This is a genomic window from Microbacterium bandirmense, assembly GCF_037204185.1.
GTDB lineage: Bacteria > Actinomycetota > Actinomycetes > Actinomycetales > Microbacteriaceae > Microbacterium > Microbacterium bandirmense.
The window spans coordinates 231,443-252,900 of the sequence record NZ_JBBDGM010000004.1; the positions used below are offsets into that span (position 1 = coordinate 231,443).

Genomic DNA, 21,458 nt, shown 5'->3' on the forward strand with positions numbered 1-21,458 from the left:
ACGGCGCATCCGTAGCGTTGACGGCATGCAACAGCAGCAGACGGGGCATCTGAGCCTCGACGGAATCACCAAGAGCTACGGCGCACGCAGAGTGCTCGACGACATCCGCTTCGACGTCGCGCCCGGGCGACTGACAGGTTTCGTCGGCGGCAACGGCGCGGGCAAGACCACCACGATGCGCATCATCCTCGGTGTGCTGGCCGCCGACGACGGCACGGTGACGCTCGGCGGGACGCCGGCGACGGCATCCGACCGCCAGCGCTTCGGGTACATGCCCGAGGAGCGCGGCCTGTACCCGAAGATGCCGGTGCTCGAGCAGGTCGTCTACCTCGCGCGACTGCACGGCTTCAGCAAGGCGGACGCCACCGAGCGCGCCACCGCGCTGCTGACCGAGCTGGGTCTCGGCGAGCGCCTGAACGACAAGATCGAAGCCCTGTCGCTGGGCAACCAGCAGCGCGCGCAGATCGCCGCCGCCCTGGTGCACGATCCGCAGGTGCTCATCCTCGACGAGCCGTTCTCGGGTCTCGACCCGCTCGCGGTCGACGTGGTCGCCGGCGTGCTGCAGACCCGGGCCGCGCAGGGCGCGTCGATCCTGTTCTCGTCGCACCAGCTCGACGTGGTCGAGCGCCTGTGCGACGACCTGATCATCATCGCCGACGGCGCGATCCGGGCATCCGGTTCGCGCGAGCAGCTGCGCGCACAGCATTCGGCACCGCGATGGGAGCTGGAGGGCTCCGGCGACGCCGGCTGGCTGCGCACCGAGCCCGGCGTCACGGTCATCTCGTTCGAGGGCGGCAGCGCCGTGTTCGACGTCGACTCCCCCGATACCGCGCAGCGCGTCCTCCGTCGCGCGATGGCTGATGGCGACGTGACGCTGTTCGCGCCGCAGCGCCCCACTCTGGCCCAGATCTTCAAGGAGGTCATCCGATGACAATCACGACGTCACCGAGGAGCACCGCCGCGCCGGCGAAGCCGCTGTCCACGCCGCAGGGGGCCTGGCTCGTCGCAGAGCGCGAGATCATGACCCGCCTGCGCAGCAAGGCCTTCCTGATCTCCACGGCCATCCTCGTGCTCGTCGCGCTCGGCGGAGTGATCTGGATGGGCATCGCCTCGAGCACCAGCTCGGCGACCCCGATCGCCGCGGTCGGTCAGACCGCGTCGATGATCCCCGATACGGGTGCGTTCGACGTCACTCCGGTCGACTCGCGGGATGCCGCGGAAGAGCTCGTGCGCGACGGCGAGGTCGACGCCGCGATCCTCGAAGACAGTGATTCGCCGATGGGCCTGCTGGTGCTCGCCGACGAGGAGGCGCCCCAGGATCTCGTCGCCGCACTGTCTGCCGCGCCCACGGTCGAGCTGCTCAACCCGGACGCGCCGGACTTCGGCATGCGATACGCGCTGGGCATGATCTTCGGCCTGGTCTTCATGATGGCCGCGATCTCGTTCGGAACGCCGATCACGACCAGCGTTGTGGAAGAGAAGCAGACCCGCATCATCGAGATCCTGCTGTCGACGATCTCGGCGCGCGCGCTGCTGGCCGGCAAGGTGATCGGCAACACCGTGCTGGCGATGGGACAGATCCTGATGCTCATCGCAGTCGCAGTGGTCGGGCTCATCGTCACCGGGCAGACCGAGCTGCTGCAGGGCTTCGGCGCCCCGCTGCTGTGGTTCGCCGTGTTCTTCCTGTTCGGCTTCATCCTGCTGGCGGCGATGTTCGCGGCGGCCGGGTCTCTCGTGTCGCGCCAGGAGGATGCCGGCGCGACGCTGACCCCGGTGATGTATCTGACGATGATCCCGTACTTCCTGGTGATCTTCCTCGGCAACAACCCGGTCGTGATGACCGTGCTCTCGTACGTGCCGTTCTCCGCGCCTGTCGCGATGCCGGTTCGGCTGTTCTTCAGCGAGGCGCAGTGGTGGGAGCCGCTCGCCGCCCTGGTGATCATGCTCGTCGCCTGCGTGCTGATGATCATGCTGGGCGCGAAGATCTACGAGAACTCGCTGCTGCGCATGGGCGCACGGGTGAAGCTGCGCGAGGCGCTGCGCGGCTGACCCCGGCGGGGCCTGGGGGCTGGGACCTCGGGGCTGGGCGGGGCCTCGGCGGTCAGGCGGCGGCGAAGCTACCGCGGTCGCAGCTCGCTGTGCACCAGCGCATCCGCCGCGCGCACGAGCGCGAGGTGCGAGAACGCCTGCGGGGTGTTGCCGAGCTGCCGTTCGGCGACGGGATCGTACTCCTCGGCCAGCATCCCGACGTCGTTCGTCAGCCCGCACAGGCGCGCCATCAGCGCCTCGGCCTCGTCGCGGCGACCCGTCGCGGCGTACTGCTCGACCAGCCAGAACGAGCACGCCAGAAACGGGCTCTCTCCCCCGGCGAGGCCGTCGACGCCGGTGTCGGTGCGGTACCGGTGCACCAGCCCGTCGTGCATGAGCGTCTGCTCGATCTGCTCGACGGTCGCGAGCATCCGCGGATCATCCGGCGCACAGAAGCCGACCTCGGCCAGCAGCAGCAGCGACGCGTCGACCTCGGTCGAACCGTAGTACTGCGTGAAGTAGCCGTCGGTGACGCCGTCGCGGTCGATCTCGTCGCGCATCCGATCCCGCAGCTCGCGCCAGGTGTCAACGGGGCCGTCGAGTCCGCCGTCCTCCACCGCGCGCACGCCGCGGTCGAACGCGGCCCAGATCATCGCCCGCGAGTGGGTGAACATGTGCGGTTCACCGCGGATCTCCCACAGCCCGTGGTCGGGGCGGTCGATCGACTCCGTGGCGAACCGCAGCAGCTGGCGCTCGAGCGGCCAGGCGAACTCCGTCTCGGCGAGTCCCGCCGCCCGAGCGGCAGACAGGGTCACCATCACCTCGCCGACGACATCGGCCTGGTACTGCGCCGCGGCGCCGTTGCCGACCCGCACCGGCGTCGAGTGCTCATAGCCCGGCAGCGAGTCGAGCGTCCACTCGTGCAGGTTGCGCTCGCCGGCCAGCCCGTACATGATCTGCAGGTCGGCCGGGTCGCCCGCGACGGCACGCAGCAGCCATTCCCTCCAGCGCTCGGCCAGGGCGAGGAAGCCGTGGTCGAGCAGCGCCTCGAGGGTGAGCGCGGCGTCGCGCAGCCAGACGTACCGGTAGTCCCAGTTGCGCTCACCGCCGATCTCCTCGGGCAGGGCCATCGTCGCCGCCGCGGCGATGCCTCCGGTGACGTGATTGGTCAGGGCGCGCAGGATCAGCAGCGACCGCACGACCTTCTCGTGGTGCGGCCCGTGATGCTCGATGCGGTCGGCCCAGCTCTGCCACCAGTCGGTGGTGAACGCCAGGGCGTCGTCGACGTCGAGCGGATCGGGCACCGCACGGTACGAGGGGAACCACGTCAGGTGCAGATCGACGATCTGCCCGGCATCCACCGTCACCTCGCCGTGGTGCTGATGGTCGTGGGCACGCAGTCGGGCGCCCCGCAGCACCAGCGCGTCGGGTCCGGCCATCGCGACCATCTCAGGGCGGTCGTCGGTGCCGGTCTGCCGCACCCAGGGCAGGGCGCGGGCGTAGTCGAATCGGATGCTGAGATGCTGCCGCATCGTCACCGAGCCGTGCACGCCGATGACGCGCCGCACCAGATCGGCGCGCTCGATGCCGACGCCCGGATCGGGGTCGATCGGCATGAAGTCGTGCACCTCGGCGACGTTCCCACCGGACTCCCACCGTGTGATCAGAACGAAGGTGTCGGCGTCGTAGCGACGCGTGGCGGTGGCGTCCGGGTCGTCGGGGCGCAGCTCCCACCGCCCGTGGTCGGCGTCACCGAGCAACGCGGCGAAGGCGCTGGGCGAGTCCAGGCGGGGCAGACAGAGCCAGTCGACACTCCCCTCCCGCGAGACCAGTGCCGCTGTGCGGCAGTTGCTGAGCAGGGCGTAGTCCTCGATGCGCGGTGCCATCTTCCGGAGTCTTCCACGCCCGGCACCGAATCGCCACGGGGGTGCGAATGATGGCTGAGGCGACTATCGTCTGCCCCATGTCGCCAACGACCCTCTTCATCCTCGGCGCCTCCGGCGACCTCACCTCGCGTCTGCTGCTGCCCTCGCTCGCTGCGCTGCTGTCGAAGCATCCGAAGCGGCGGGTGATCCTGCGCGGCGCGGGAAGCGAGAAATGGGACGAGCAGACGTGGCGGAAGGCAGTCTCCGACGCGTTCGCCGACGCGCCGGATGCCCTCGATCTCGTCACGATCGGCGATTACGTCAGCGCCGATGTGACGGATGCCGGTGCCGTGGCATCCCTGGTCGACGGCCTCGACCGGTCCACAGTGCTGTACTTCGCCCTGCCGCCGGCCGTCACCGCCGCGGCGATCGACGCGATGGCCGGCCTGACGCTGCCGGAGGGCACCGTGCTGGCGATGGAGAAGCCGTTCGGCGAGGACGAGGCCAGTGCGAAGCAGCTGAACCAGAAGCTGCTGGCGCTCGTGCCAGAGCAGCAGATCTTCCGCGTCGACCACTTCCTCGGCAGGTCGACGCTGCTGAACCTGCTCGGCGTGCGGCTGGCAAATAGGATCTGGGAGCCGGTGTGGTCGGCCGAGCACATCGACCACGTGCTGATCCGCTTCGACGAGAGCGTGGCCCTCGAGGGACGGGCGCGGTACTACGACAGGGCCGGCGCGATGATCGACATGATCCAGAGCCACCTGCTGCAGGTGCTCGCGCTGCTGGCCATGGACCCGCCGGCCACGCTCGATGAGCGCGATCTGCGTGACGCGAAGGCCGCCGTGCTGCGGGCCACCCACGTGTTCGGCGATGACGTGGCGGCTTCGACGCGACGCGCGCAGTACACCGCGGGCCGCGTCGGCGAGCGCGATCTGCCCGCCTACCGCGACGAGGAGGGGGTGGATGCCGCGCGGCAGACCGAGACGCTCGCCGAGGTGGTCTTCGAGGTGGCCAGCGACCGCTGGGCGGGGGTGCCGTTCGTACTGCGCTCGGGCAAGGCGCTGCCGCGCAAGTGGTCGGAGATCGTGGTGACCTTCAAGCCGGTGCGGCACCTGCCGCCTGGACTCGACGGCGTGCCGGTCGACGGCGGCAGGCTGACCTTCTCGCTCGGACCCGACGAGATGTCGCTGCGCCTGCACGTGACCGGCGGCGACGACCCGTTCGCGCTGCGCGAGGAGAATCTGCTCGCCGACCTCGGCGAAGGTCAGCAGCGATCGTACGAGGAGGTTCTCGAGGAGCTCCTCGACGGTGATGTCGCCCTGTCGGTGCGCGCCGATGAGGCCGAGGAGTGCTGGCGCATCATCCAGCCGGTGCGCGATGCGTGGGCATCCGACGCGGTTCCGCTGGAGACGTACCCGGCGGGTTCCGCAGGGCCCGGCTGGCATACCGACTGACGCCGGGAACGTTTGCAGGTCGATTGAACGCTTGTGAAGGAAACCCCCGGCGTGTCGCCCTGCAAGCGTTCAAACTCCCTGCATCTGTTCCCGCGATGCGGGGCTCAGGCCTGGCTGGTGAGCACCAGTCCCGAACCGTCGGCCGAGACATCGACCCGCACTGTGTCGCCATCGTGCACCCCACCCGACAGCAGTGCCGTAGCCAGGCGGTTCTGCACCTCGGTCTGGATGAGCCGGCGCAGGGGGCGGGCGCCGAACACCGGGTCGTAACCGCGCTCGGCGAGCCAGGCCCGGGCATCCGGCGTCACGGCGAGCGTGAGGCGACGGTCGCCGAGCCGCTTCTGCAGCTGGTCGACCGAGAGCTCCACAATCTGCGCGAGGTCGTCTTCCGAGAGCGACGAGAACATCACGATGTCGTCGAGTCGGTTCAGGAACTCGGGGCGGAACGACTGGCGCACGAGCGCCATCACCGCCTCGCGCTTCTCGTCCGTCGACATCACCGGGTCGATGAGGATCGGCGAGCCGATGTTCGAGGTCAGGATAAGGATCACGTTCGAGAAGTCGACCGTGCGGCCCTGCCCGTCGGTCAGTCGGCCGTCGTCGAGCACCTGCAGCAGCACGTCGAACACCTCGGGGTGCGCCTTCTCGACCTCGTCGAGCAGCACCACGCTGTACGGACGCCGGCGCACGGCCTCGGTCAGCTGACCACCCTGCTCGTAGCCGATGTACCCGGGAGGGGCGCCGACCAGCCGCGAGACGGAGTGCTTTTCGCCGTACTCCGACATGTCGATGCGCACCATGGCGTGCTCGTCATCGAACAGGAACTCGGCCAGCGCCTTGGCCAGCTCGGTCTTTCCCACGCCCGTGGGGCCGAGGAACAGGAACGATCCGGTCGGACGCCCGGGGTCGCTGATCCCCGCGCGGGATCGGCGGACAGCATCCGACACCGCCTTCACGGCATCCTTCTGCCCGATCAGCCGCTTGCCGAGCTCGCTCTCGAGGTGCAGCAGTTTCTCGCTCTCACCCTGCAGCAGACGACCGACGGGGATGCCCGTCCATGCGGCGATCACGGCGGCGATGTCCTCGTCGCTGACCTGCTCGTTGACCATGCGTCCCTCGCTGTCGACGGCGGCCTCGGCCGCCTCGGCCTCGGCGATGTCGAGCTGCAGGCGCTTGATGGTCTCGTACTCGAGCTTGGACGCCTTGGTGTAGTCGGCCTCGCGCATGGCGAGATCGCGCTGGGTGACGGCGTCGTCGAGCTGCTTCTTCAGTTCGCCGACGCGGTTCAGGCCCTGGCGCTCGCGCGCCCAGCGCTCCTCGAGGCCGGCGAGCTCGCGCTCGAGGCCGGTCAGCTGCTCACGCAGCGTCGCCAGGCGCTCCTTCGAGGCGTCGTCCTTCTCCTTCTTCAGGGCGAGCTCTTCGAGCTTCATCCGGTCGACCTGACGCTTGAGCTCGTCGATCTCGACGGGCGAGGAGTCGATCTCCATCTTCAGCCGCGACATGGCCTCGTCGACGAGGTCGATGGCCTTGTCGGGCAGCTGACGGCTGGGCAGGTAGCGGTTCGAGAGCGCCGCGGCGGCGACCAGCGCGCTGTCGGCGATCGTCACCCCGTGGTGGGCCTCGTAGCGCCCCTTCAGCCCGCGCAGGATCGCGATGGTGTCTTCGACCGACGGCTCGCCGACGTAGACCTGCTGGAAGCGCCGCTCGAGCGCGGCATCCTTCTCGATGAACTCGCGGTACTCGTTGAGCGTGGTGGCGCCGATGAGGCGCAGCTCGCCGCGCGCGAGCATGGGCTTGAGCATGTTGGATGCTGCGACCGAGCCCTCCCCGCCGCCAGCACCCATCAGCACGTGCAGCTCGTCGATGAAGGTGATGACCCGACCCTCGGACTCGGTGATCTCCTTGAGCACGCTCTTCAGCCGCTCCTCGAACTGACCGCGGTACATGGCGCCCGCGACGAGGGCCGAGATGTCGAGCGAGATGAGCTCCTTGCCCTTGAGGGATTCGGCGACGTCTCCCGCGACGATGCGCTGCGCGAGCCCTTCGGCGACGGCGGTCTTGCCGACGCCGGGTTCCCCGATGAGCACGGGGTTGTTCTTGGTGCGGCGGGTGAGCACCTGGCTCACGCGACGGATCTCGCTGTCACGGCCGATCACCGGATCGAGCTTGCCCTGGCGGGCGCGATCGGTGAGGTTGATGCCGAACTGCTCGAGGGCGCTCTGCTGCTCTTCTTGCTGTGCCGGGTTGGTCATTCGTTCCTCCTGAGAAGACTCCTTCAAAGTTGAGTGGTGCTGACTCAAGTTTAGCAGGTGTGCGCCCTTGACACACGTCACAGCCCGTCGGCGATGGCATCCCAGATCGCGTCGGCCACGACGCGCTTCGAGCCGGATGCCGATGCCAGCACCGCCCCGTCGTCGCCGATCACGTGCACGGCGTTCTCCGCCGTCTCGAAGCCGCGCTCCCAGCCGACCTCGTTGACCACCAGCAGGTCGACGCCCTTGCGCTCCCGCTTTCGACGGGCGCGATCGAGCAGCTCGTCGTCATCACGCGGAGTCTCGGCGGCGAACGCCACCACGAGCTGGCCGGGCCGGCGCCGCGCCGCCAGGCCCGAGACGATGTCCTCGGTCTCGACCAGTTCGATGCTCTCGAGGCCGCCGGCCTCCTTGGTGAGCTTGCCCTCCGAGACCTCCACCGGCCGGTAGTCGGCCACCGCCGCCGCCATCACGATGACCGTGGCGTCATCGGCGATCGACCGCATGACGGTTCCGAGTTCGGCCGCGCTCCCGGCGCGCTCGACGCGGATGAGCGGATGCTGATCAGCATCCGCCATCACCGACGCATCGATGTTCGCGGCGACCAGCACCACGTCTGCCCCGCGGTCAGCCGCGGCGAGCGCCAGCGCGACACCCTGCCGGCCGCTGGAGCGGTTGCCGAGATAGCGCACCGGGTCGAGCGGCTCGCGGGTGCCGCCGGCCGAGACGACGACGCGCAGTCCGTCGAGGTCTCTCTCACCGACCAGTGCGAGTGCGCCCTCGGCGATCTGCTCGGGCTCCAGCATCCGACCCGGGCCGGAGTCGCCGCCGGTGAGTTCCCCCGAATCGGGGCCGAGGATCGTGACCCCGCGAGAGCGCAGCGTCGCGATGTTCGCCTGGGTCGAGGGGTGCTGCCACATCTCGGTGTGCATCGCGGGTGCGATCGCCACCGGTGCCGTGGTGGCGAGCAGCGTGGTGCCCAGCAGGTCGTCGGCCAGGCCTGCGGCCATCTTCGCGATCGTGTTCGCGGTGGCGGGGGCGACGATCACGAGCTCGGCGGCCTGGCCGAGAGCGACGTGCCGCACCCTGGCGACGTCGTCGTGCACGCTCGTGGTGACCTGGTTGCGGCTGATCGCCTCCCAGGTGGGCAGCCCGACGAAGCGCAGGGCGTCTTCGGTCGGCACGACGGTCACCTCGTGACCGGCCTTGATCAGCAGGCGCACCAGGTGCACGGACTTGTACGCGGCGATTCCGCCGGTGACTGCGACGACGATGTTCACGCCTCCGATTCTGCCGCACCGGCACCGACCCACCGCGTTCGTATCGCTTGAGTTGCTGCTGAATCCCGGAAAACACAGCAACTTGAGCGATACGAACGCGGGGAGCACCCGCCCATAGACTCGGATCCATGTGCACCGTGGTGATCGATGTCGAGCCGGGCGAGGCGCGGCTGCTGGCCGTGCGCGACGAGGATCCGCAGCGTGCGTGGGACGATCTCGGTCGGTGGTGGCCCGAGCAGTACCCGGGTGTGATCGGCATCCGCGATCGCCGCGCCGGCGGGGCATGGCTGGCCTACGACCCCGCGACACGACGTCTGGCCGTGCTGCTCAACCGCGCCGATCTGCTCGATCTGCCCGAGGATCAGCTCGTCTCCCGCGGCGGCCTGGTGCTCGAATCCGTCGCGGGCCGCTCGCCCGCGGCCCCGGTGCGCACGCACGGCTTCAATCTGCTCGAGGTGTCACCCGAGGCCTCGCGCGTGCTCACCTGGGACGGCTCCGAGCTGCGCGAGACCCCGGTCGCCCCCGGCGTGCACATGATCGCCCACGACGACCTCGACGACCTGAGCACCCCGCGCATCGAGACGTGGCTGCCCACGTTCCGCGCCGAGGCGCGGGAGACGGCGGATGCCCGCGACTGGGCCTCCCACTGGGTGGGCCTGCTCGCTCAGACCGCCTCTCTGGATCCGTCCGACGACCGGGCGATCATCCGTGACAACAACCCGCACGGCTACCCGACGATGTCGCTGCTGTACTGCACGGCAGAGGTCGGCACCGGCGGCGCGACGGTCGAGTCACGCGCGCTGCCGGCGCCCGGGCACTGGAGCTGAGCAGTCAGGCGTTCGTCGTTGCAGGAGCGCCGAATCGTGCGCGGTACGCGGTCGGGGTGGCGCCGAGCACGCGGGCGAAGCTCTGCCGCAGGACGGCCGCCGATCCGAATCCGCTGTCCTGCGCGATCTGCTCCAGACTCAGATCGGTGCTCTCAAGCATGCATCCGCTGCAGCGCGCCGAGTTCGGCGCGCAGTACCGCTGACGACCTCGGCCCTACTCGGGACAATCGTGCAGCGCGGCGTCCACCGTCGGGTAGACCCGACCTTCCCTCGTCAGCGCGGCGAACCACGCATCGCGGTCGGCGACAGTCGCCGCCTCGTCGGGCAGCGCGGCCAGCCGCAGCTCGATTCCCCGCGCCGCGAGCTCGGAGTCGAGCTCCGCGAGCGCCTCGAGGATGGTGATCGAGACGACCCGCAGCTGTGCCGCGTCGAGCGCAAGAGCGCGGATACCCGGATGCGCCGCCGCGGCATCGAGCACGGCCGTCTCGTAGCCGAGGGCATTGGCGGTGTAGAGGGGGCCGCCCAGTCGCACGACGAGCACGCCGTCGTGCACCTCTCCGACATCCAGCCGCACGCGATTCAGCTCCCGGATGACGACGATCATGGTGCCGACCACTCCGACGGCGACGGCGAGCAGCAGGCCGGCGGTGAGTCCCACGAACGCCGTGACCGCCGCGACGCAGAAGTCCGCGCGATTCAGCCGCCACAGCCCGGCGAGCCCTTTGATGTCGATCAGGCCGGCCACGGCGACGAAGACGAGGGCGGCGAGCGTCGCCTCGGGCAGCAGACTGAGCATCGGGCCGAGCAGCAGCGCGACCAGCACCGCCAGCACCACGGTGACCATGGCCGCCAGCTGCGAGCGGGCGCCTGCAGCCTTGTTCACCGCGCTCTGCGAGAATCCGCCGGCCGCAGGCAGCACCTGGAAGAAACCGCCGATCGCGTTCACGGCGCCGGCTGCGAACAGCTCGCGGTTGCTGTCGATCTGCGGTTCGCCCGCTTCGCGCAGTGTGCGCGCGACGGCGCTCGACTCGACGAAGACCATCACGGCGATCGCGAACGCTCCCGGCGCCATCGCCGCGATGTGCGTGAACGACGGCAGCACGAACGGCGGCAGCCCCTGCGGAACAGGCTCGATGAGCGCGACACCGCGGTCGGGCAGTCCGGTGAACGCGATCAGAGCGATGCCCGCGACGACGACGATCAGCGGCCCCGGCACGGCCGGCGCGAAGCGCCGCAGCAGCACCAGCACGGCGATCGAGCCGATCGACAGCAGCACGGTCGGCAGGTTCATCCCGGGCAGCGCCTCGAGGGCCGCGACGATCGAGCGGATGAATCCCTCGGCAGACGGCTCGCCACCCTCGCCGAGCAGCTTCGGAAGCTGTCCGACGGCGACCGTGGCGCCGACCCCGACCTGCACCCCGATGATGGTGGGCTTCGAGATGTACTCGACGACGCCGCCGAGCCGCAGCAGCCGGGCCAGCAGCAGGATCGCCCCGACCAGCAGGGTGAGCGCCATCAGCGCCGGCACCGGATCGTCCGATTCCGCGGTCACCCCCGCCGCGACGAGCGTCGTGGCGCTCAGCGTCGCGATGGTCGAGGTGGTCGACACGCTCATGGCGCGCGAGCCGCCCAGCAGCGCGTAGACGAGCATCGGCACCATGCAGGTGTACAGCCCGATCTGCACGGGCAGGTTCGCGATCGTCGCGTACGCCATCGCCTGCGGGATGACCACCGCTCCGGCCGACAGCCCGGCGACGACATCGCGACCCAGCCATGCGCGCCGGTAGCCGCGCAGCGTGGGTGCGAGCCAGCGTCGCGCGGCAGGATCGGATGCTGAAGCCGGCGTCACGCTGACCATCAGGCCTCCGGCGGCGGGAAGATCCGCGACCAATCCTCGGCGACGCTGATCACGGTGACGTCGGCGGCGGCGAGCGCCCGCTCGGCACCCTTGTCGTACGGCTCGTCACCGCGCCCGGAGTGATCGTCGTGATGCACCAGCAGTGCGAGCCCTCGCCGTACGGTCCCATCGCCCACGGCGAACTGCAGCATGGGCAGATCGCCGTTCGCGTTGCCCGCCGCGAGCAGCGGCCGACGGCCGGTCCTGCTCCAGATGCGCACGGGCTTGATCGGCCCGTCGTCGAGGAAGTCGAGGTTCGCCGAGTACTTCACCGCGCGGGCATCCGCATCGTAGGTCAGGCCGTACGCTGAGCCGATCACCCGCTCCGGCGGGATCCCGTAGTACTCCTGCGTGATGCTGCGCATGAAGTCGCGCTCGCCCGCCGAGGCGATGTAGCAGGTGAAGCCGTGCTGCTCGAGATAGCGCATGAGCTCGCGCATCGGCTGGTACACGGCGCCCGAGATCGGCGTGCCGAGGGTGGGGTGCGTCGCGCTGCGGAAGAACTCGGCGACGGATGCCGCGTACTCGTCGACCGACATGCCGTCGGTCAACCCGACCAGCGCGCCCAGCAGCACCTGCAGATCGGAGTCGTCGCCCGCGTAGTGCTTCTCGACGGCGCCGCCGATCCAGCCGAGGTCGCCGTCAGCGACGGCACGGTACGGCTGTCGTTCGGCCAGCGAGGGGTCGGCCTTCAGCTCGGCCGCCCACTGCCCGATGATGTAGTCGAGCTGGATGATCGCGGGTTTCTCAGACCACAGCGTGCCGTCGTTGTCGAACACCGCGATGCGGTCCTCGACGGGCACCGCGTCGGGCCCTGTGGTGACCGACGCCACGAACTCCTCGATCGTGCGGCGGGTGGCGGTGTCGTTCCATGACGGCAGTGGGTTCATCTCGCCCTCGTTCCTCGCGTCCACACCTGCATCATGTCAGCGCGGCGACGTCATCGCGAGCATTACGGTGGACACATGGCCGACGACCAGCGCGAGATGATCGAGATCCCGGGGGGCGAGTTCCGAATGGGGTCGGAGGAGTTCTACCCCGACGAGCGGCCGGTGCACACGCGCACGGTCGCCGCCTTCCGCATCGCCAAGCACGCGGTCACCAACGCCGACTACACCCGCTTCGTCGACGACACCGGCTACGTCACCGTCGCCGAGCGCCCGCTCGACCCGGCCGCGTACCCGGGCGTCGCAACGGCCGATCTGGTGCCAGGCGCGATGGTCTTCACCCCGACGAAGGGCCCGGTCGATCTGCGCGACTGGCGCAACTGGTGGCGATGGGAGCCGGGCGCGCACTGGCGTGCGCCGTTCGGCCCCGGCACGTCGATCGCCGACCGCATGGATCATCCCGTCGTGCACGTCGCCTATGAGGATGCCATGGCCTATGCGACCTGGGCGGGTGCACGACTGCCCACCGAGGCCGAGCACGAGTACGCGACACGCGGGGGTGAGGACGGCCTGCGGTTCGCGTGGGGTGACGAGCCCTACCCGGGCGGCAGAGCGCTGGCCAACTCGTGGCTGGGGCGCTTCCCCTACGACAACCGGGGCGTCGGCGGCACCGCCCCGGTCGGTTCGTACCCCGAGAACGGCTACGGCCTGTACGACATGATCGGCAACACCTGGGAGTGGACCAGCGACTACTACACGCCCCGGCACCTGGTGCCCACCGACCGCCCGGTGGACGCCGGCAAGCGCGCGAACCTGCTGGCCGCCGGCAGCTCACCCGAGGGCGAGCAGATCCCGCGTCGCGTGCTCAAGGGCGGATCGTTCCTGTGCTCCCCCGACTACTGCCTGCGATTCCGTCCTGCGGCGCGGTCGCCCCAGGCCGAGGACACCGGCATGTCGCATGTCGGCTTCCGCCTGGCATCCGATCTCTGACCTCCCTCGCGGGCCGCATCGCGACTCTCCCCTTCTTCACCCGGCGCGGGTGAAGTCCCGCGGTCCGAGCAAGGCACCCGGGTTAGCGTGACCCCACGCGCGACTGTGCGCGCCGCCGGAGAGGGAGCACAATGACCAAGGAATTCCAGGGCAAGATCGCCCTCGACGTGCGCGACTCGGTCGCGGACTGGGGCCCGTACGCACCCGCCAGGGCACCCGAGGGCGCGCCCAACGTGCTGGTGATCCTGTACGACGACACCGGGATGGCGTCCTGGTCGCCGTACGGCGGCCGCATCAACATGCCCACCCTGGATCGCCTCGCCGCGAACGGCCTCACCTACACGCAGTGGCACACCACGGCGCTGTGCTCGCCGACCCGGTCGACCTTCCTCACCGGGCGGAATCACCACGTCAACGGCATGGGCAACATCATGGAGGGCACCAACGGCTTCCCGGGGCTCTCGGGTCACATCCCCGAATCGTGCGCCACGATCGGTCAGGTGCTGCAGAAGAACGGGTACTCCACGTTCTGGGTGGGCAAGAACCACAACGTGCCAGAAGAGGATGTGTCCACAGGCGGCAGCAAGGAGCAGTGGCCGCTCGCGCAGGGATTCGACCGCTTCTACGGCTTCCTCGGCGGCGAGACGAACAACTGGTACCCCGACCTCGTCGAGGACAACCACTTCATCGAGCCCCCCCCTACACGCCGGAAGAGGGCTACCACCTGTCCAAGGATCTCGCCGACCAGACCATCCGCCTGATCCGCGACCAGAACGCCTCGAACCCCTCCAAACCCTGGTACACCTGGTTCTGCCCCGGCGCGAACCACGCCCCGCACCACGCACCGAAGGACTACATCGACAAGTACAAGGGCGCGTTCGATGACGGCTACGACGCCTACCGCGAGTGGGTGCTGGGGCGCATGATCGAGCGCGGCATCGTGCCCGCCGACACGCAGCTGACTCCGATCAACCCGATGCCGGAGGACCAGGCGAACGCGGCCGACTACGTCAAGCCGTGGGACACGCTGTCGGATGACGAGAAGCGCCTCTTCGCCCGCATGGCGGAGGTGTTCGCCGGGTTCAGCGAGTACACCGACGCGCAGATCGGTCGCATCATCGACTACCTCGAGGACTCGGGCCAGCTCGACAACACGCTGATCTTCTACTGCGCCGACAACGGTGCCTCCGGCGAGGGGTCCCCCGACGGATCGGTCAACGAGAACAAGTTCTTCAACGGGTTCCCCGACGATCTGAAGGAGAACCTCGACAAGATCGGCGTGCTGGGCGGCCCGGAGACCTACAACCACTACCCCACCGGGTGGGCGACGGCGTTCTCCACGCCGTTCCAGATGTTCAAGCGCTACTCGCAGTTCTCGGGCGGCACCTGCGACCCGATGATCGTGCACTGGCCCGCCGGCATCAAGGCCAAGGGCGAGATCCGGCATCAGTACCACCACTCGACCGACGTGGTGGCGACCGTGCTCGACGTGATCGGCATCGAGATGCCGTCGGTGTTCCGCGGCGTCGAGCAGCGTCCGCTGGACGGAGTCTCGATGAGGTACTCCTTCGATGCCGCGCCGGATGGTCCCACCGAGAAGAAGGTGCAGTACTACGCGATGCTCGGCACCCGCGGAATCTGGAAGGACGGCTGGAAGGCGGCCGCGATCCATGCCCCGCTCACCGGCCACAGTCGCTTCGACGAGGACCGCTGGGAGCTCTACCACGTGGAGACCGACCGCTCGGAGTCGAAGGACCTCGCATCCGAGCATCCCGAGAAGCTGCAGGAGCTCATCGACGCGTGGTTCGTGGAGGCCGAGCGCAACAACGTGCTGCCGCTGGACGATCGCGCAGCGCGCGACATCCTGACCATCGAGCGCCCGCAGGCCGAACCGCCCCGCACCAGATACGTCTATTACCCCGACACCACCGCCGTGCCGGAGAGCGTGGCGGTGAACGTGCGCGGGCGGTCGTACAAGATCATCGCCGACGTCGTGCTCGACGAGGGCGCGCAGGGTGTGCTCTTCGCGCACGGCTCGCGCTTCGGCGGGCACGCGCTGTTCATCAAGGACAACACGCTGAACTACGTGTACAACTTCCTCGGCATCCCGCCCGAGCAGACGTTCACCTCGGGTGAGCTGACGCCGGGCAAGCACGCGCTGGGGATGGAGTTCGTCCGCGAGAGCGCGGGCGAGCACGGGGAGTCGCTCGGCACGTGCCGGCTGTACGTCGACGATCAGGTGGTCGCCGAGGGGCCGATGCGCGCACAGGTGGGCAAGTTCACGCTCGCGGGAGACGGCCTGTGCATCGGCTTCGACAGCGGCGACGCCGTCAGCGGACAGTACGCCGACGGATTCCCCTTCACCGGCGGCAAGTTGCTCGGTGTGGGTGTCGACGTCAGCGAGGAGCAGTACCTCGATCTCGAGCTCGAGGCACTCGCGGCACTCGCCCGCGAGTAGCGGCGGGCCCGCGAGTGGCCGCCGGCATGGGAGTTGCGGCGGGTGCGCCTCACCCGCGATGGGTGACGCCCCGCGGCGGCTCGTGCGGATTCACGGAACTGTGGGACTCGGCGGTTCACCGATTTTCCGAGAAAGGAATACACAATGGGATTCTGGGACTTCTTCTGGTACATGATCTGGGCGTTCTTCTTCATCGCCTACCTCATGGTGCTCTTCTCGATCATCGGCGACATCTTCGTGACCGGAAGCTGAAGGGCTGGGCGAAGGCGATCTGGGTCATCTTCCTGATCTTCCTGCCGTTCCTGACCGCCCTGGTGTACCTGATCGCACGCGGTCAGGGCATGGCCGAGCGCAGCGCCGCATCCGCACAGGAGGCGAAGGACGCCACCGATGCGTACATCCGTCAGGCCGCGGGCAAGAGCCCGTCCGACGAGATCGCGGATGCTGCGAAGCTGCTGACCGCGGGCACCATCACGACCGAGGAGTACGAGAAGCTCAAGGCCAAGGCACTGGCCTGAGCATCGTCTCCACTCACCTCATGACGGGGGCGTCGGGCATCCGCTCGACGCCCCTTTCACATTCTGGAAAGGCAGTCCGATGAGCCTGTGGGAGTATCTCGGCTATCTGCTGTGGGGCGTGCTGATCGTCTCGTATCTTCTCGTGCTGCTGCACGTGCTGACAGCCCTGTTCCGCAGCGGCCTGAGCGGCTGGATGAAGGCCGTCTGGGTGCTGCTGCTGTTCGTCCTGCCGCTGGTCTCGGTGCTGATCTGGCTGATCATGGGCGGCTACGACGAGAGCGACGCGGCCCGCGCTCAGACGGGCAGCGGTTCGTCGCGGTAGAGCGCTTCGAAGGTGTCGAGGGTGCGATTGATATCGTGCACGGCCACGCCGTCGAGCGATGCGCGCTGCATCCGCTCGTACTCCTCCTGCGGCGCGGTGAGCACCCGTGTGAGCTTGTCGGCGAGCTCGTCGACGTCGCCCGGCTGGAACAGGTAGCCGTTCTCACCGTCGTGGACGAGATGCGGCAGCGCGACGGCGTCGGCTCCGACGATGGGAAGGGCGGATGCCATCGCCTCCATCGTCACGATGGACTGCAGCTCCGCGATCGAGGCGATCGCGAACACCGATGAGCGGGAGTACAGCTCGCGCAGCTGCTCGTCGGTCACCCGGCCGTGGAAGGTCACGCGGTCACTGAGCCCCAGCTGCGCGGTGAGCGCCTCGAGCGCTTTGCGCTGGTCGCCGCCGCCGGCGATGTCGAAGGTGACGTCGAGCGCGGGGTCGAGTCGGGCGAGGGCGTGCAGCACGACGTCGACGTGCTTCTCGCCGGTGAGCCGCCCGACGAACAGGATGCGGTTCTTCTCGCGCGGCCCGATCACCGGCGTGTAGTTGCGGCGGTCGATGCCGCACGAGATGGGCACGACGCCGGCGATGTCGATCGTGCGCTCGAGGAAGTCGGCGGCCTTGCGGGTGGGCGTGGTCACGGCGCGCGTCAGGTCGAAGGTGCGCTTCGCGTCGTCCCAGGCGAGCTTGAGCACGATCCGGTTGATGAAATCGGGCATCGTGGTGTGGTCGAGGATGTTCTCGGCCATGACGTGGTTGGTGGCGACGATCGGGATGCCGCGCTGCGTCGCGATGCGCGCGAGTCCGCGCCCGATGACGATGTGCGACTGGATGTGCACCACGTCGGGCTGCACGGCGCTGAGCACCTTGCGGGCGTAGTGCTTCGAGCGCCACGGCCAGATGAAGCGCAGCCAGTCGTGCGGCAGCCAGCGCACCGAGGGCAGCCGGTGCATCGTCATCGGCTGACCCTCGATGACCTCTTCGTGCACGGCGGAGCGCCGGTACCGGGTGTTCGGCGCGACGACGTGCACCTCGTGGCCGCGCTCGACGAGGCCCGCGGCGAGGCGCTCGGCGAAACGCGCGGCGCCGTTGATGTCGGGCGCGAACGTGTCGCAGCCGATGAGGATCTTCAGGGGACGTCCGGGTTCCGCAGAGCCCGCCGAGGCGGGCTGGCCGTCAGGGGAAGATGTCACGGGGGATGCTGCCTATCTGTAGCGCTGAGCGCAGGCAACTCTACCCGAGAGGACTGCGACGGGCCGGTTGCCTGGCCGTGACGCTCTCAGCCTGATCCACGCGTGCTCGCGTAGCGTGTGATCATGCGCCTGACCTCTTCCGCCGATCCCGCCCTGTGGATTCCCGTGACCGGGTCGCTCGGTCTGCGCGGGCGTCGGCACCGCAAGGCTGCGATTCGGATGCTGATGACGCAGGCCAACACGTCACTCGGGCGTGACGGCGTCCCGGGTTCGCGGGTGGGCGCGTGGCTGGCCAGTCAGGCCATCCCGCTGGCGATGCGCCGTGCCGACGGGCGGGTGCTGGCCTGGACGTGGAAGGCCGAGCCCGAGCTGGTCGTGGCGATGGCGACCGTGCAGGAGCTCACCCCGCAGCTGCGCATGGCGCGGGCATCCATGCCGATGGAGTACGACGACACCGAGAGCTTCCCGACGCCGCTGGGCGTGGGCGAGAAGCTCATGATGCCGATGCCGCCGAACCCGGCATCCCCGCCGTCGGCGAACTACACCTGGGACACCGGGACGCACCTGATCACGCTGAACGTCGTGTGCAGCGACCGCGAGCGCTTCGGAACCCTCGAGGGTTCACTGGATGATCTGGCGCGCAGCATCCGCATCGCGGACGACCTCACCTCGGGTGAGTCGAACGTGCTGCGCCTGCCGCCGGCCTGACCGGCGCTTCCCCGCGGCTCAGCCGCGCTCGTACTCGGCGAGCACGAGGCCGGATTCATAGGGCGTGATCACCGGCGCACGCCACCGCTCGGGCGCATAGCCGCCCTCTGCGAACAGCGGGATGCCACCGCCGAACAGCACAGGATTGCGCTTCAGCGCGAGTCGGTCGATCTCATCGCGCAGCGTCGCGGCCAGCGCGCCGCCGCCGCAGAGCCAGATTCCCTTCCCGGATTCGGCCTTGAGCGCGCGCACCACCTCGACCGGGTCGCGGTCGGTGAAATCCACCCCGTCTGCGCCCTCGGGCGCCGTGTGTTCGCGGGTGAACACGATCTGACGGAGGTGGGAATACGGACTCGGATGGTCGGGCAGCCCGACGGCGTAGGTGTTCCACCCCATCAACACCGTGTCGAACGGACCGCCGTCGATGGGCAGTCCGATGGCGTCGGCCATGGCTGTGTTCACCGCGCCGACGTACTTCTCGCCGACGGCGGCGGGGTGGCTTCCTTCGAAGACGAAGCCGTCGAACTGCCCGTCGGGTCCGGCGATGAACCCGTCGATCGTGACGGCCGCGTAGTAGGTGAGTTCTCGCATCTGATTCCAATCACTACAGGTGGTGTGGTTAGAGACTACAACAGGTGAAGTGGTTGAGCTAGTGTCGAGTCATGGCGAAGAACGATGCGAGGCGGAATGCGCTGACCGACGCGGGCATCGCCGTGCTGGCCCGTGAGGGCTCGCGAGGCCTGACCCACCGTGCGATCGATGCGGAAGCGGAGGTGCCGGTCGGCACGACGTCGAACTACTTCCGCAGCCGCGAGGCCCTCCTGCACGGCCTTCTCGAACGGATCGGCGCCCGGCTGGCACCGACCAGCCAGGATCTCGAGGCACGGGCATCCGATCCGCCGTCGCGAGAGCTGTTCGCGGCGTACACGCGCGATATCGTGCGACGGCTGACCGCCCAGCGCGAGGTGACTCTGGCGCTCTTCGAGCTGCGCCTTGAGGCCGCCCGTCGGCCCGACCTCGCCGAGGCGCTCGGAGCCTGGCAGCGCGCCGGGTTCGACGCCGACGTCGCGTTCAACACCGCCGCGGGTCTGCCCGGTGGCCGACGAGAGATCGCCCTGTTCCACTATGCGATCGAGGGACTGATCTTCGATCGGCTGACCTCATCGATCGATCCCGAGGGCTCGACCGATGATGCGGTCGACGCGTTCGTGCAAGGACTGCTGCCCTGATCACCCGTGGGGTCAGCGGCGGCGGTCGACGACTGGTCGCGCTTAGGGTCAGTCGCGGGCGCGCAGCGCGCTCTGCAGCCAGCGGTACGACGCCTTCGGGGTCCGCTTCAGTGTGTCGAAATCGACGTGCACGATGCCGAAGCGCTGTGTGAATCCGGCCGCCCACTCCCAGTTGTCCAGCAGCGACCACACGAAGAGTCCGCGCAGGTCGAGACCCTCTGCCGGTCCGCCCGGCGCCACTGCATCGAGAGCGGCGCCGAGGTGCGCGGCGAGGTAGTCGATGCGAGCATGGTCGTCGACGGCGCCGGTCGCAGCGTTCACTTCGTCGGCGAAGCTCGCGCCGTTCTCAGTGATGTAGACCGGCGGCAGCACCTCGCCATAGCGCTCGTGCACCTCGGCGAGCGCGGTGGCGAAGAACTGCGGTGCGACCGGCCAGCCGAATCCCGTCGTCGGGAACTCGTCGAACTCCTCGAGTCGGAACGGCAGGTCGGCCATGGCGTCGCTGGTGCCATCCGGGCTCTCACCCGAACCTGCGCCGGCGGCGACGCGTGTGGGCATGTAGTAGTTGAGCCCGTAGAAATCGAGCGGCTGTGAGATGACGGCGAGGTCTTCTACCGGAACCTCCGCGAAGGCCCCGAACAGCGGCGCGAGCTCGTCAGGCACGTGCGGGTAGTGGCCGAGCAGCACCGGATCGGCGAAGACGCGGTTGTGCACCACGTCGAACAGTGCGGCCATCATGGCGTCGTCTGGGCTGTCGGTGGCGGGCACGACGGGGGTGTGGACGTTCGTGATGCCGATCTGGCCGTCCACGCCTGCGGCGCGCAGCGCCTGCACGGCGAACCCGTGACCGAGCAGCTGGTGGTGCACGGTCGGCAGCGCGTCGAAGAGCAGGGCCTGCCCTGGTGCGTGCAGCCCGAGGGCGTAGCCGTTGAGGGTCACGGTGGCGGGTTCGTTGATCGTGATCCACGCGGTGACGCGGTCGCTGAAGCGCTCCCCCACGAGCGCTGCGAACTCGCCGAGGCGGTGCGCGGTGTCGCGGGCGAGCCAGCCGTGCTCGTACTCGACCGGGATGTCCCAGTGCGAGATGGTGACGAACGGAGAGATGCCGGCCTCGTGCAGCTCGTCGAGCAGCCGGTCGTAGAACGCGACGCCCTCGGGATCCAGCGGCCCGGTGCCATGCGGCTGCAGCCTCGTCCACCCGAGCGAGAGCCGGTAGGCGTCGGCTCCCAGATCGGCCATCAGGCGCACATCCTCGGCATGGCGGTGGAAGTGGTCGGCGGTCACCGCGGTGCTGGATCCGTCGAGGATCCTTCCGGGCTGCGCGCTGAAGGCATCCCACGTGCTGGGCGTGCGGCGGCCGACGTCCGCTGCGCCCTCGATCTGCGCCGCGGCGGTGGCTGTTCCGATCACGAAGCCGCGCGGAAGGCAGCGGCCGAGCCGCTCGGCGCTGGGATGAGGCATCATCGTCTCCCTGGGTCGGGTCCCTGCGCATCCACCCTACCCAGCCCGCGCACGAAACCCGGGCTTGCGATGGACCGCCACACTTTCCT

Annotated in this window: 18 protein-coding genes and 2 pseudogenes; 11 read left to right on the forward strand and 9 right to left on the reverse strand. The window is 69.0% G+C overall.

The genetic code is table 11. The features are described from left to right. Positions 1 to 25 precede the first annotated feature (25 nt). Positions 26 to 931: an ABC transporter ATP-binding protein gene (locus WDU99_RS06580; RefSeq protein WP_337331646.1), complete on the forward strand. Its 906-nt coding sequence runs from the start codon at positions 26 to 28 to the stop codon at positions 929 to 931. After that, positions 928 to 2,049 (forward strand): ABC transporter permease, encoded by a 1,122-nt coding sequence (locus WDU99_RS06585; RefSeq protein WP_337331647.1) that lies wholly within the window; start codon positions 928 to 930, stop codon positions 2,047 to 2,049. The genes WDU99_RS06580 and WDU99_RS06585 overlap by 4 nt, the downstream gene beginning before the upstream one ends. A gap of 68 nt (positions 2,050 to 2,117) precedes the next feature. On the opposite strand, the gene WDU99_RS06590 is transcribed toward WDU99_RS06585, so the two are convergent. Continuing rightward, entirely contained in the window at positions 2,118 to 3,914 is a 1,797-nt protein-coding gene (locus WDU99_RS06590) for a glycoside hydrolase family 15 protein (protein ID WP_337331648.1), read from the reverse strand. A 77-nt stretch (positions 3,915 to 3,991) separates the two neighbouring features. Here WDU99_RS06590 and WDU99_RS06595 point away from each other — a divergent pair, with 77 nt between their 5' ends. Next, positions 3,992 to 5,347: a glucose-6-phosphate dehydrogenase gene (locus WDU99_RS06595; protein WP_337331649.1), complete on the forward strand. Its 1,356-nt coding sequence runs from the start codon at positions 3,992 to 3,994 to the stop codon at positions 5,345 to 5,347. A 104-nt stretch (positions 5,348 to 5,451) separates the two neighbouring features. On the opposite strand, the gene WDU99_RS06600 is transcribed toward WDU99_RS06595, so the two are convergent. Next, on the reverse strand, positions 5,452 to 7,599 hold the full coding sequence (locus tag WDU99_RS06600; protein WP_337331650.1) for an ATP-dependent Clp protease ATP-binding subunit: 2,148 nt from the start codon (positions 7,597 to 7,599) through the stop codon (positions 5,452 to 5,454). A 77-nt stretch (positions 7,600 to 7,676) separates the two neighbouring features. Continuing rightward, positions 7,677 to 8,879, reverse strand: a complete 1,203-nt coding sequence (gene coaBC, locus WDU99_RS06605) for a bifunctional phosphopantothenoylcysteine decarboxylase/phosphopantothenate--cysteine ligase CoaBC (protein WP_337331651.1) — start codon at positions 8,877 to 8,879, stop codon at positions 7,677 to 7,679. Between the two features lie 128 nt (positions 8,880 to 9,007). Between coaBC and WDU99_RS06610 the strand changes: the two genes are divergently transcribed. After that, positions 9,008 to 9,706 (forward strand): NRDE family protein, encoded by a 699-nt coding sequence (locus WDU99_RS06610; protein WP_337331652.1) that lies wholly within the window; start codon positions 9,008 to 9,010, stop codon positions 9,704 to 9,706. Between the two features lie 4 nt (positions 9,707 to 9,710). On the opposite strand, the pseudogene WDU99_RS06615 reads toward WDU99_RS06610, so the two are convergent. The 3 genes and pseudogenes from WDU99_RS06615 to WDU99_RS06625 form a co-directional block, all read right to left on the reverse strand. After that, positions 9,711 to 9,866 (reverse strand): annotated as a pseudogene (locus tag WDU99_RS06615) (helix-turn-helix domain-containing protein); the annotation flags it as partial. Positions 9,867 to 9,920: 54 nt separating this feature from the next. Beyond that, positions 9,921 to 11,564, reverse strand: a complete 1,644-nt coding sequence (locus WDU99_RS06620; protein WP_337331653.1) for a SulP family inorganic anion transporter — start codon at positions 11,562 to 11,564, stop codon at positions 9,921 to 9,923. Continuing rightward, on the reverse strand, positions 11,564 to 12,493 hold the full coding sequence (locus tag WDU99_RS06625; RefSeq protein WP_337331654.1) for an HAD family hydrolase: 930 nt from the start codon (positions 12,491 to 12,493) through the stop codon (positions 11,564 to 11,566). Before WDU99_RS06625 ends, WDU99_RS06620 begins: the two co-directional genes overlap by 1 nt. Before the next feature lie 96 nt (positions 12,494 to 12,589). On the opposite strand from WDU99_RS06625, the gene WDU99_RS06630 reads away from it, so the two are divergent. The 5 genes and pseudogenes from WDU99_RS06630 to WDU99_RS06650 all read left to right on the forward strand — a co-directional run bounded on the left by WDU99_RS06630 (position 12,590) and on the right by WDU99_RS06650 (position 16,778). Continuing rightward, complete coding sequence (locus WDU99_RS06630) at positions 12,590 to 13,480, forward strand: formylglycine-generating enzyme family protein (RefSeq protein ID WP_337331688.1); 891 nt, start codon at positions 12,590 to 12,592, stop codon at positions 13,478 to 13,480. A gap of 131 nt (positions 13,481 to 13,611) precedes the next feature. Next, a complete protein-coding gene (locus tag WDU99_RS06635) occupies positions 13,612 to 14,241 on the forward strand; it encodes a sulfatase-like hydrolase/transferase (RefSeq protein WP_337331655.1) in 630 nt (209 codons plus the stop codon). Continuing rightward, positions 14,232 to 15,938, forward strand: a complete 1,707-nt coding sequence (locus WDU99_RS06640; protein WP_337331689.1) for a sulfatase-like hydrolase/transferase — start codon at positions 14,232 to 14,234, stop codon at positions 15,936 to 15,938. The genes WDU99_RS06635 and WDU99_RS06640 overlap by 10 nt, the downstream gene beginning before the upstream one ends. A 144-nt stretch (positions 15,939 to 16,082) precedes the next feature. After that, positions 16,083 to 16,456 (forward strand): annotated as a pseudogene (locus tag WDU99_RS06645) (SHOCT domain-containing protein). A gap of 79 nt (positions 16,457 to 16,535) precedes the next feature. Beyond that, complete coding sequence (locus tag WDU99_RS06650) at positions 16,536 to 16,778, forward strand: hypothetical protein (RefSeq protein WP_337331656.1); 243 nt, start codon at positions 16,536 to 16,538, stop codon at positions 16,776 to 16,778. Here the strand turns inward: WDU99_RS06650 and WDU99_RS06655 are convergent. Further along, positions 16,751 to 17,971, reverse strand: a complete 1,221-nt coding sequence (locus WDU99_RS06655) for a glycosyltransferase (protein ID WP_337331657.1) — start codon at positions 17,969 to 17,971, stop codon at positions 16,751 to 16,753. The genes WDU99_RS06650 and WDU99_RS06655 overlap by 28 nt on opposite strands. Positions 17,972 to 18,094: 123 nt before the next feature. On the opposite strand from WDU99_RS06655, the gene WDU99_RS06660 reads away from it, so the two are divergent. Then, positions 18,095 to 18,679: a hypothetical protein gene (locus tag WDU99_RS06660; RefSeq protein ID WP_337331658.1), complete on the forward strand. Its 585-nt coding sequence runs from the start codon at positions 18,095 to 18,097 to the stop codon at positions 18,677 to 18,679. A gap of 18 nt (positions 18,680 to 18,697) precedes the next feature. On the opposite strand, the gene WDU99_RS06665 is transcribed toward WDU99_RS06660, so the two are convergent. Continuing rightward, positions 18,698 to 19,270 (reverse strand): dihydrofolate reductase family protein, encoded by a 573-nt coding sequence (locus WDU99_RS06665; RefSeq protein WP_337331659.1) that lies wholly within the window; start codon positions 19,268 to 19,270, stop codon positions 18,698 to 18,700. Between the two features lie 71 nt (positions 19,271 to 19,341). Here WDU99_RS06665 and WDU99_RS06670 point away from each other — a divergent pair, with 71 nt between their 5' ends. Next, on the forward strand, positions 19,342 to 19,908 hold the full coding sequence (locus WDU99_RS06670) for a TetR/AcrR family transcriptional regulator (protein WP_337331660.1): 567 nt from the start codon (positions 19,342 to 19,344) through the stop codon (positions 19,906 to 19,908). Positions 19,909 to 19,956: 48 nt separating this feature from the next. Here the strand turns inward: WDU99_RS06670 and WDU99_RS06675 are convergent, their stop codons facing one another. After that, positions 19,957 to 21,369 (reverse strand): glycoside hydrolase family 1 protein, encoded by a 1,413-nt coding sequence (locus WDU99_RS06675; protein ID WP_337331661.1) that lies wholly within the window; start codon positions 21,367 to 21,369, stop codon positions 19,957 to 19,959. Positions 21,370 to 21,458 lie beyond the last annotated feature (89 nt).

Coding starts and splice junctions, on each gene's coding strand:
- WDU99_RS06580 (WP_337331646.1), top strand. CDS start 26: ATGCAACAGCAGCAGACGGGGCATCTGAGCCTCGACGGAATCACCAAG.
- WDU99_RS06585 (WP_337331647.1), top strand. CDS start 928: ATGACAATCACGACGTCACCGAGGAGCACCGCCGCGCCGGCGAAGCCG.
- WDU99_RS06590 (WP_337331648.1), bottom strand. CDS start 3,914: ATGGCACCGCGCATCGAGGACTACGCCCTGCTCAGCAACTGCCGCACA.
- WDU99_RS06595 (WP_337331649.1), top strand. CDS start 3,992: ATGTCGCCAACGACCCTCTTCATCCTCGGCGCCTCCGGCGACCTCACC.
- WDU99_RS06600 (WP_337331650.1), bottom strand. CDS start 7,599: ATGACCAACCCGGCACAGCAAGAAGAGCAGCAGAGCGCCCTCGAGCAG.
- WDU99_RS06610 (WP_337331652.1), top strand. CDS start 9,008: ATGTGCACCGTGGTGATCGATGTCGAGCCGGGCGAGGCGCGGCTGCTG.
- WDU99_RS06620 (WP_337331653.1), bottom strand. CDS start 11,564: ATGGTCAGCGTGACGCCGGCTTCAGCATCCGATCCTGCCGCGCGACGC.
- WDU99_RS06625 (WP_337331654.1), bottom strand. CDS start 12,493: ATGAACCCACTGCCGTCATGGAACGACACCGCCACCCGCCGCACGATC.
- WDU99_RS06630 (WP_337331688.1), top strand. CDS start 12,590: ATGATCGAGATCCCGGGGGGCGAGTTCCGAATGGGGTCGGAGGAGTTC.
- WDU99_RS06635 (WP_337331655.1), top strand. CDS start 13,612: ATGACCAAGGAATTCCAGGGCAAGATCGCCCTCGACGTGCGCGACTCG.
- WDU99_RS06650 (WP_337331656.1), top strand. CDS start 16,536: ATGAGCCTGTGGGAGTATCTCGGCTATCTGCTGTGGGGCGTGCTGATC.
- WDU99_RS06660 (WP_337331658.1), top strand. CDS start 18,095: ATGCGCCTGACCTCTTCCGCCGATCCCGCCCTGTGGATTCCCGTGACC.
- WDU99_RS06665 (WP_337331659.1), bottom strand. CDS start 19,270: ATGCGAGAACTCACCTACTACGCGGCCGTCACGATCGACGGGTTCATC.
- WDU99_RS06670 (WP_337331660.1), top strand. CDS start 19,342: ATGGCGAAGAACGATGCGAGGCGGAATGCGCTGACCGACGCGGGCATC.
- WDU99_RS06675 (WP_337331661.1), bottom strand. CDS start 21,369: ATGCCTCATCCCAGCGCCGAGCGGCTCGGCCGCTGCCTTCCGCGCGGC.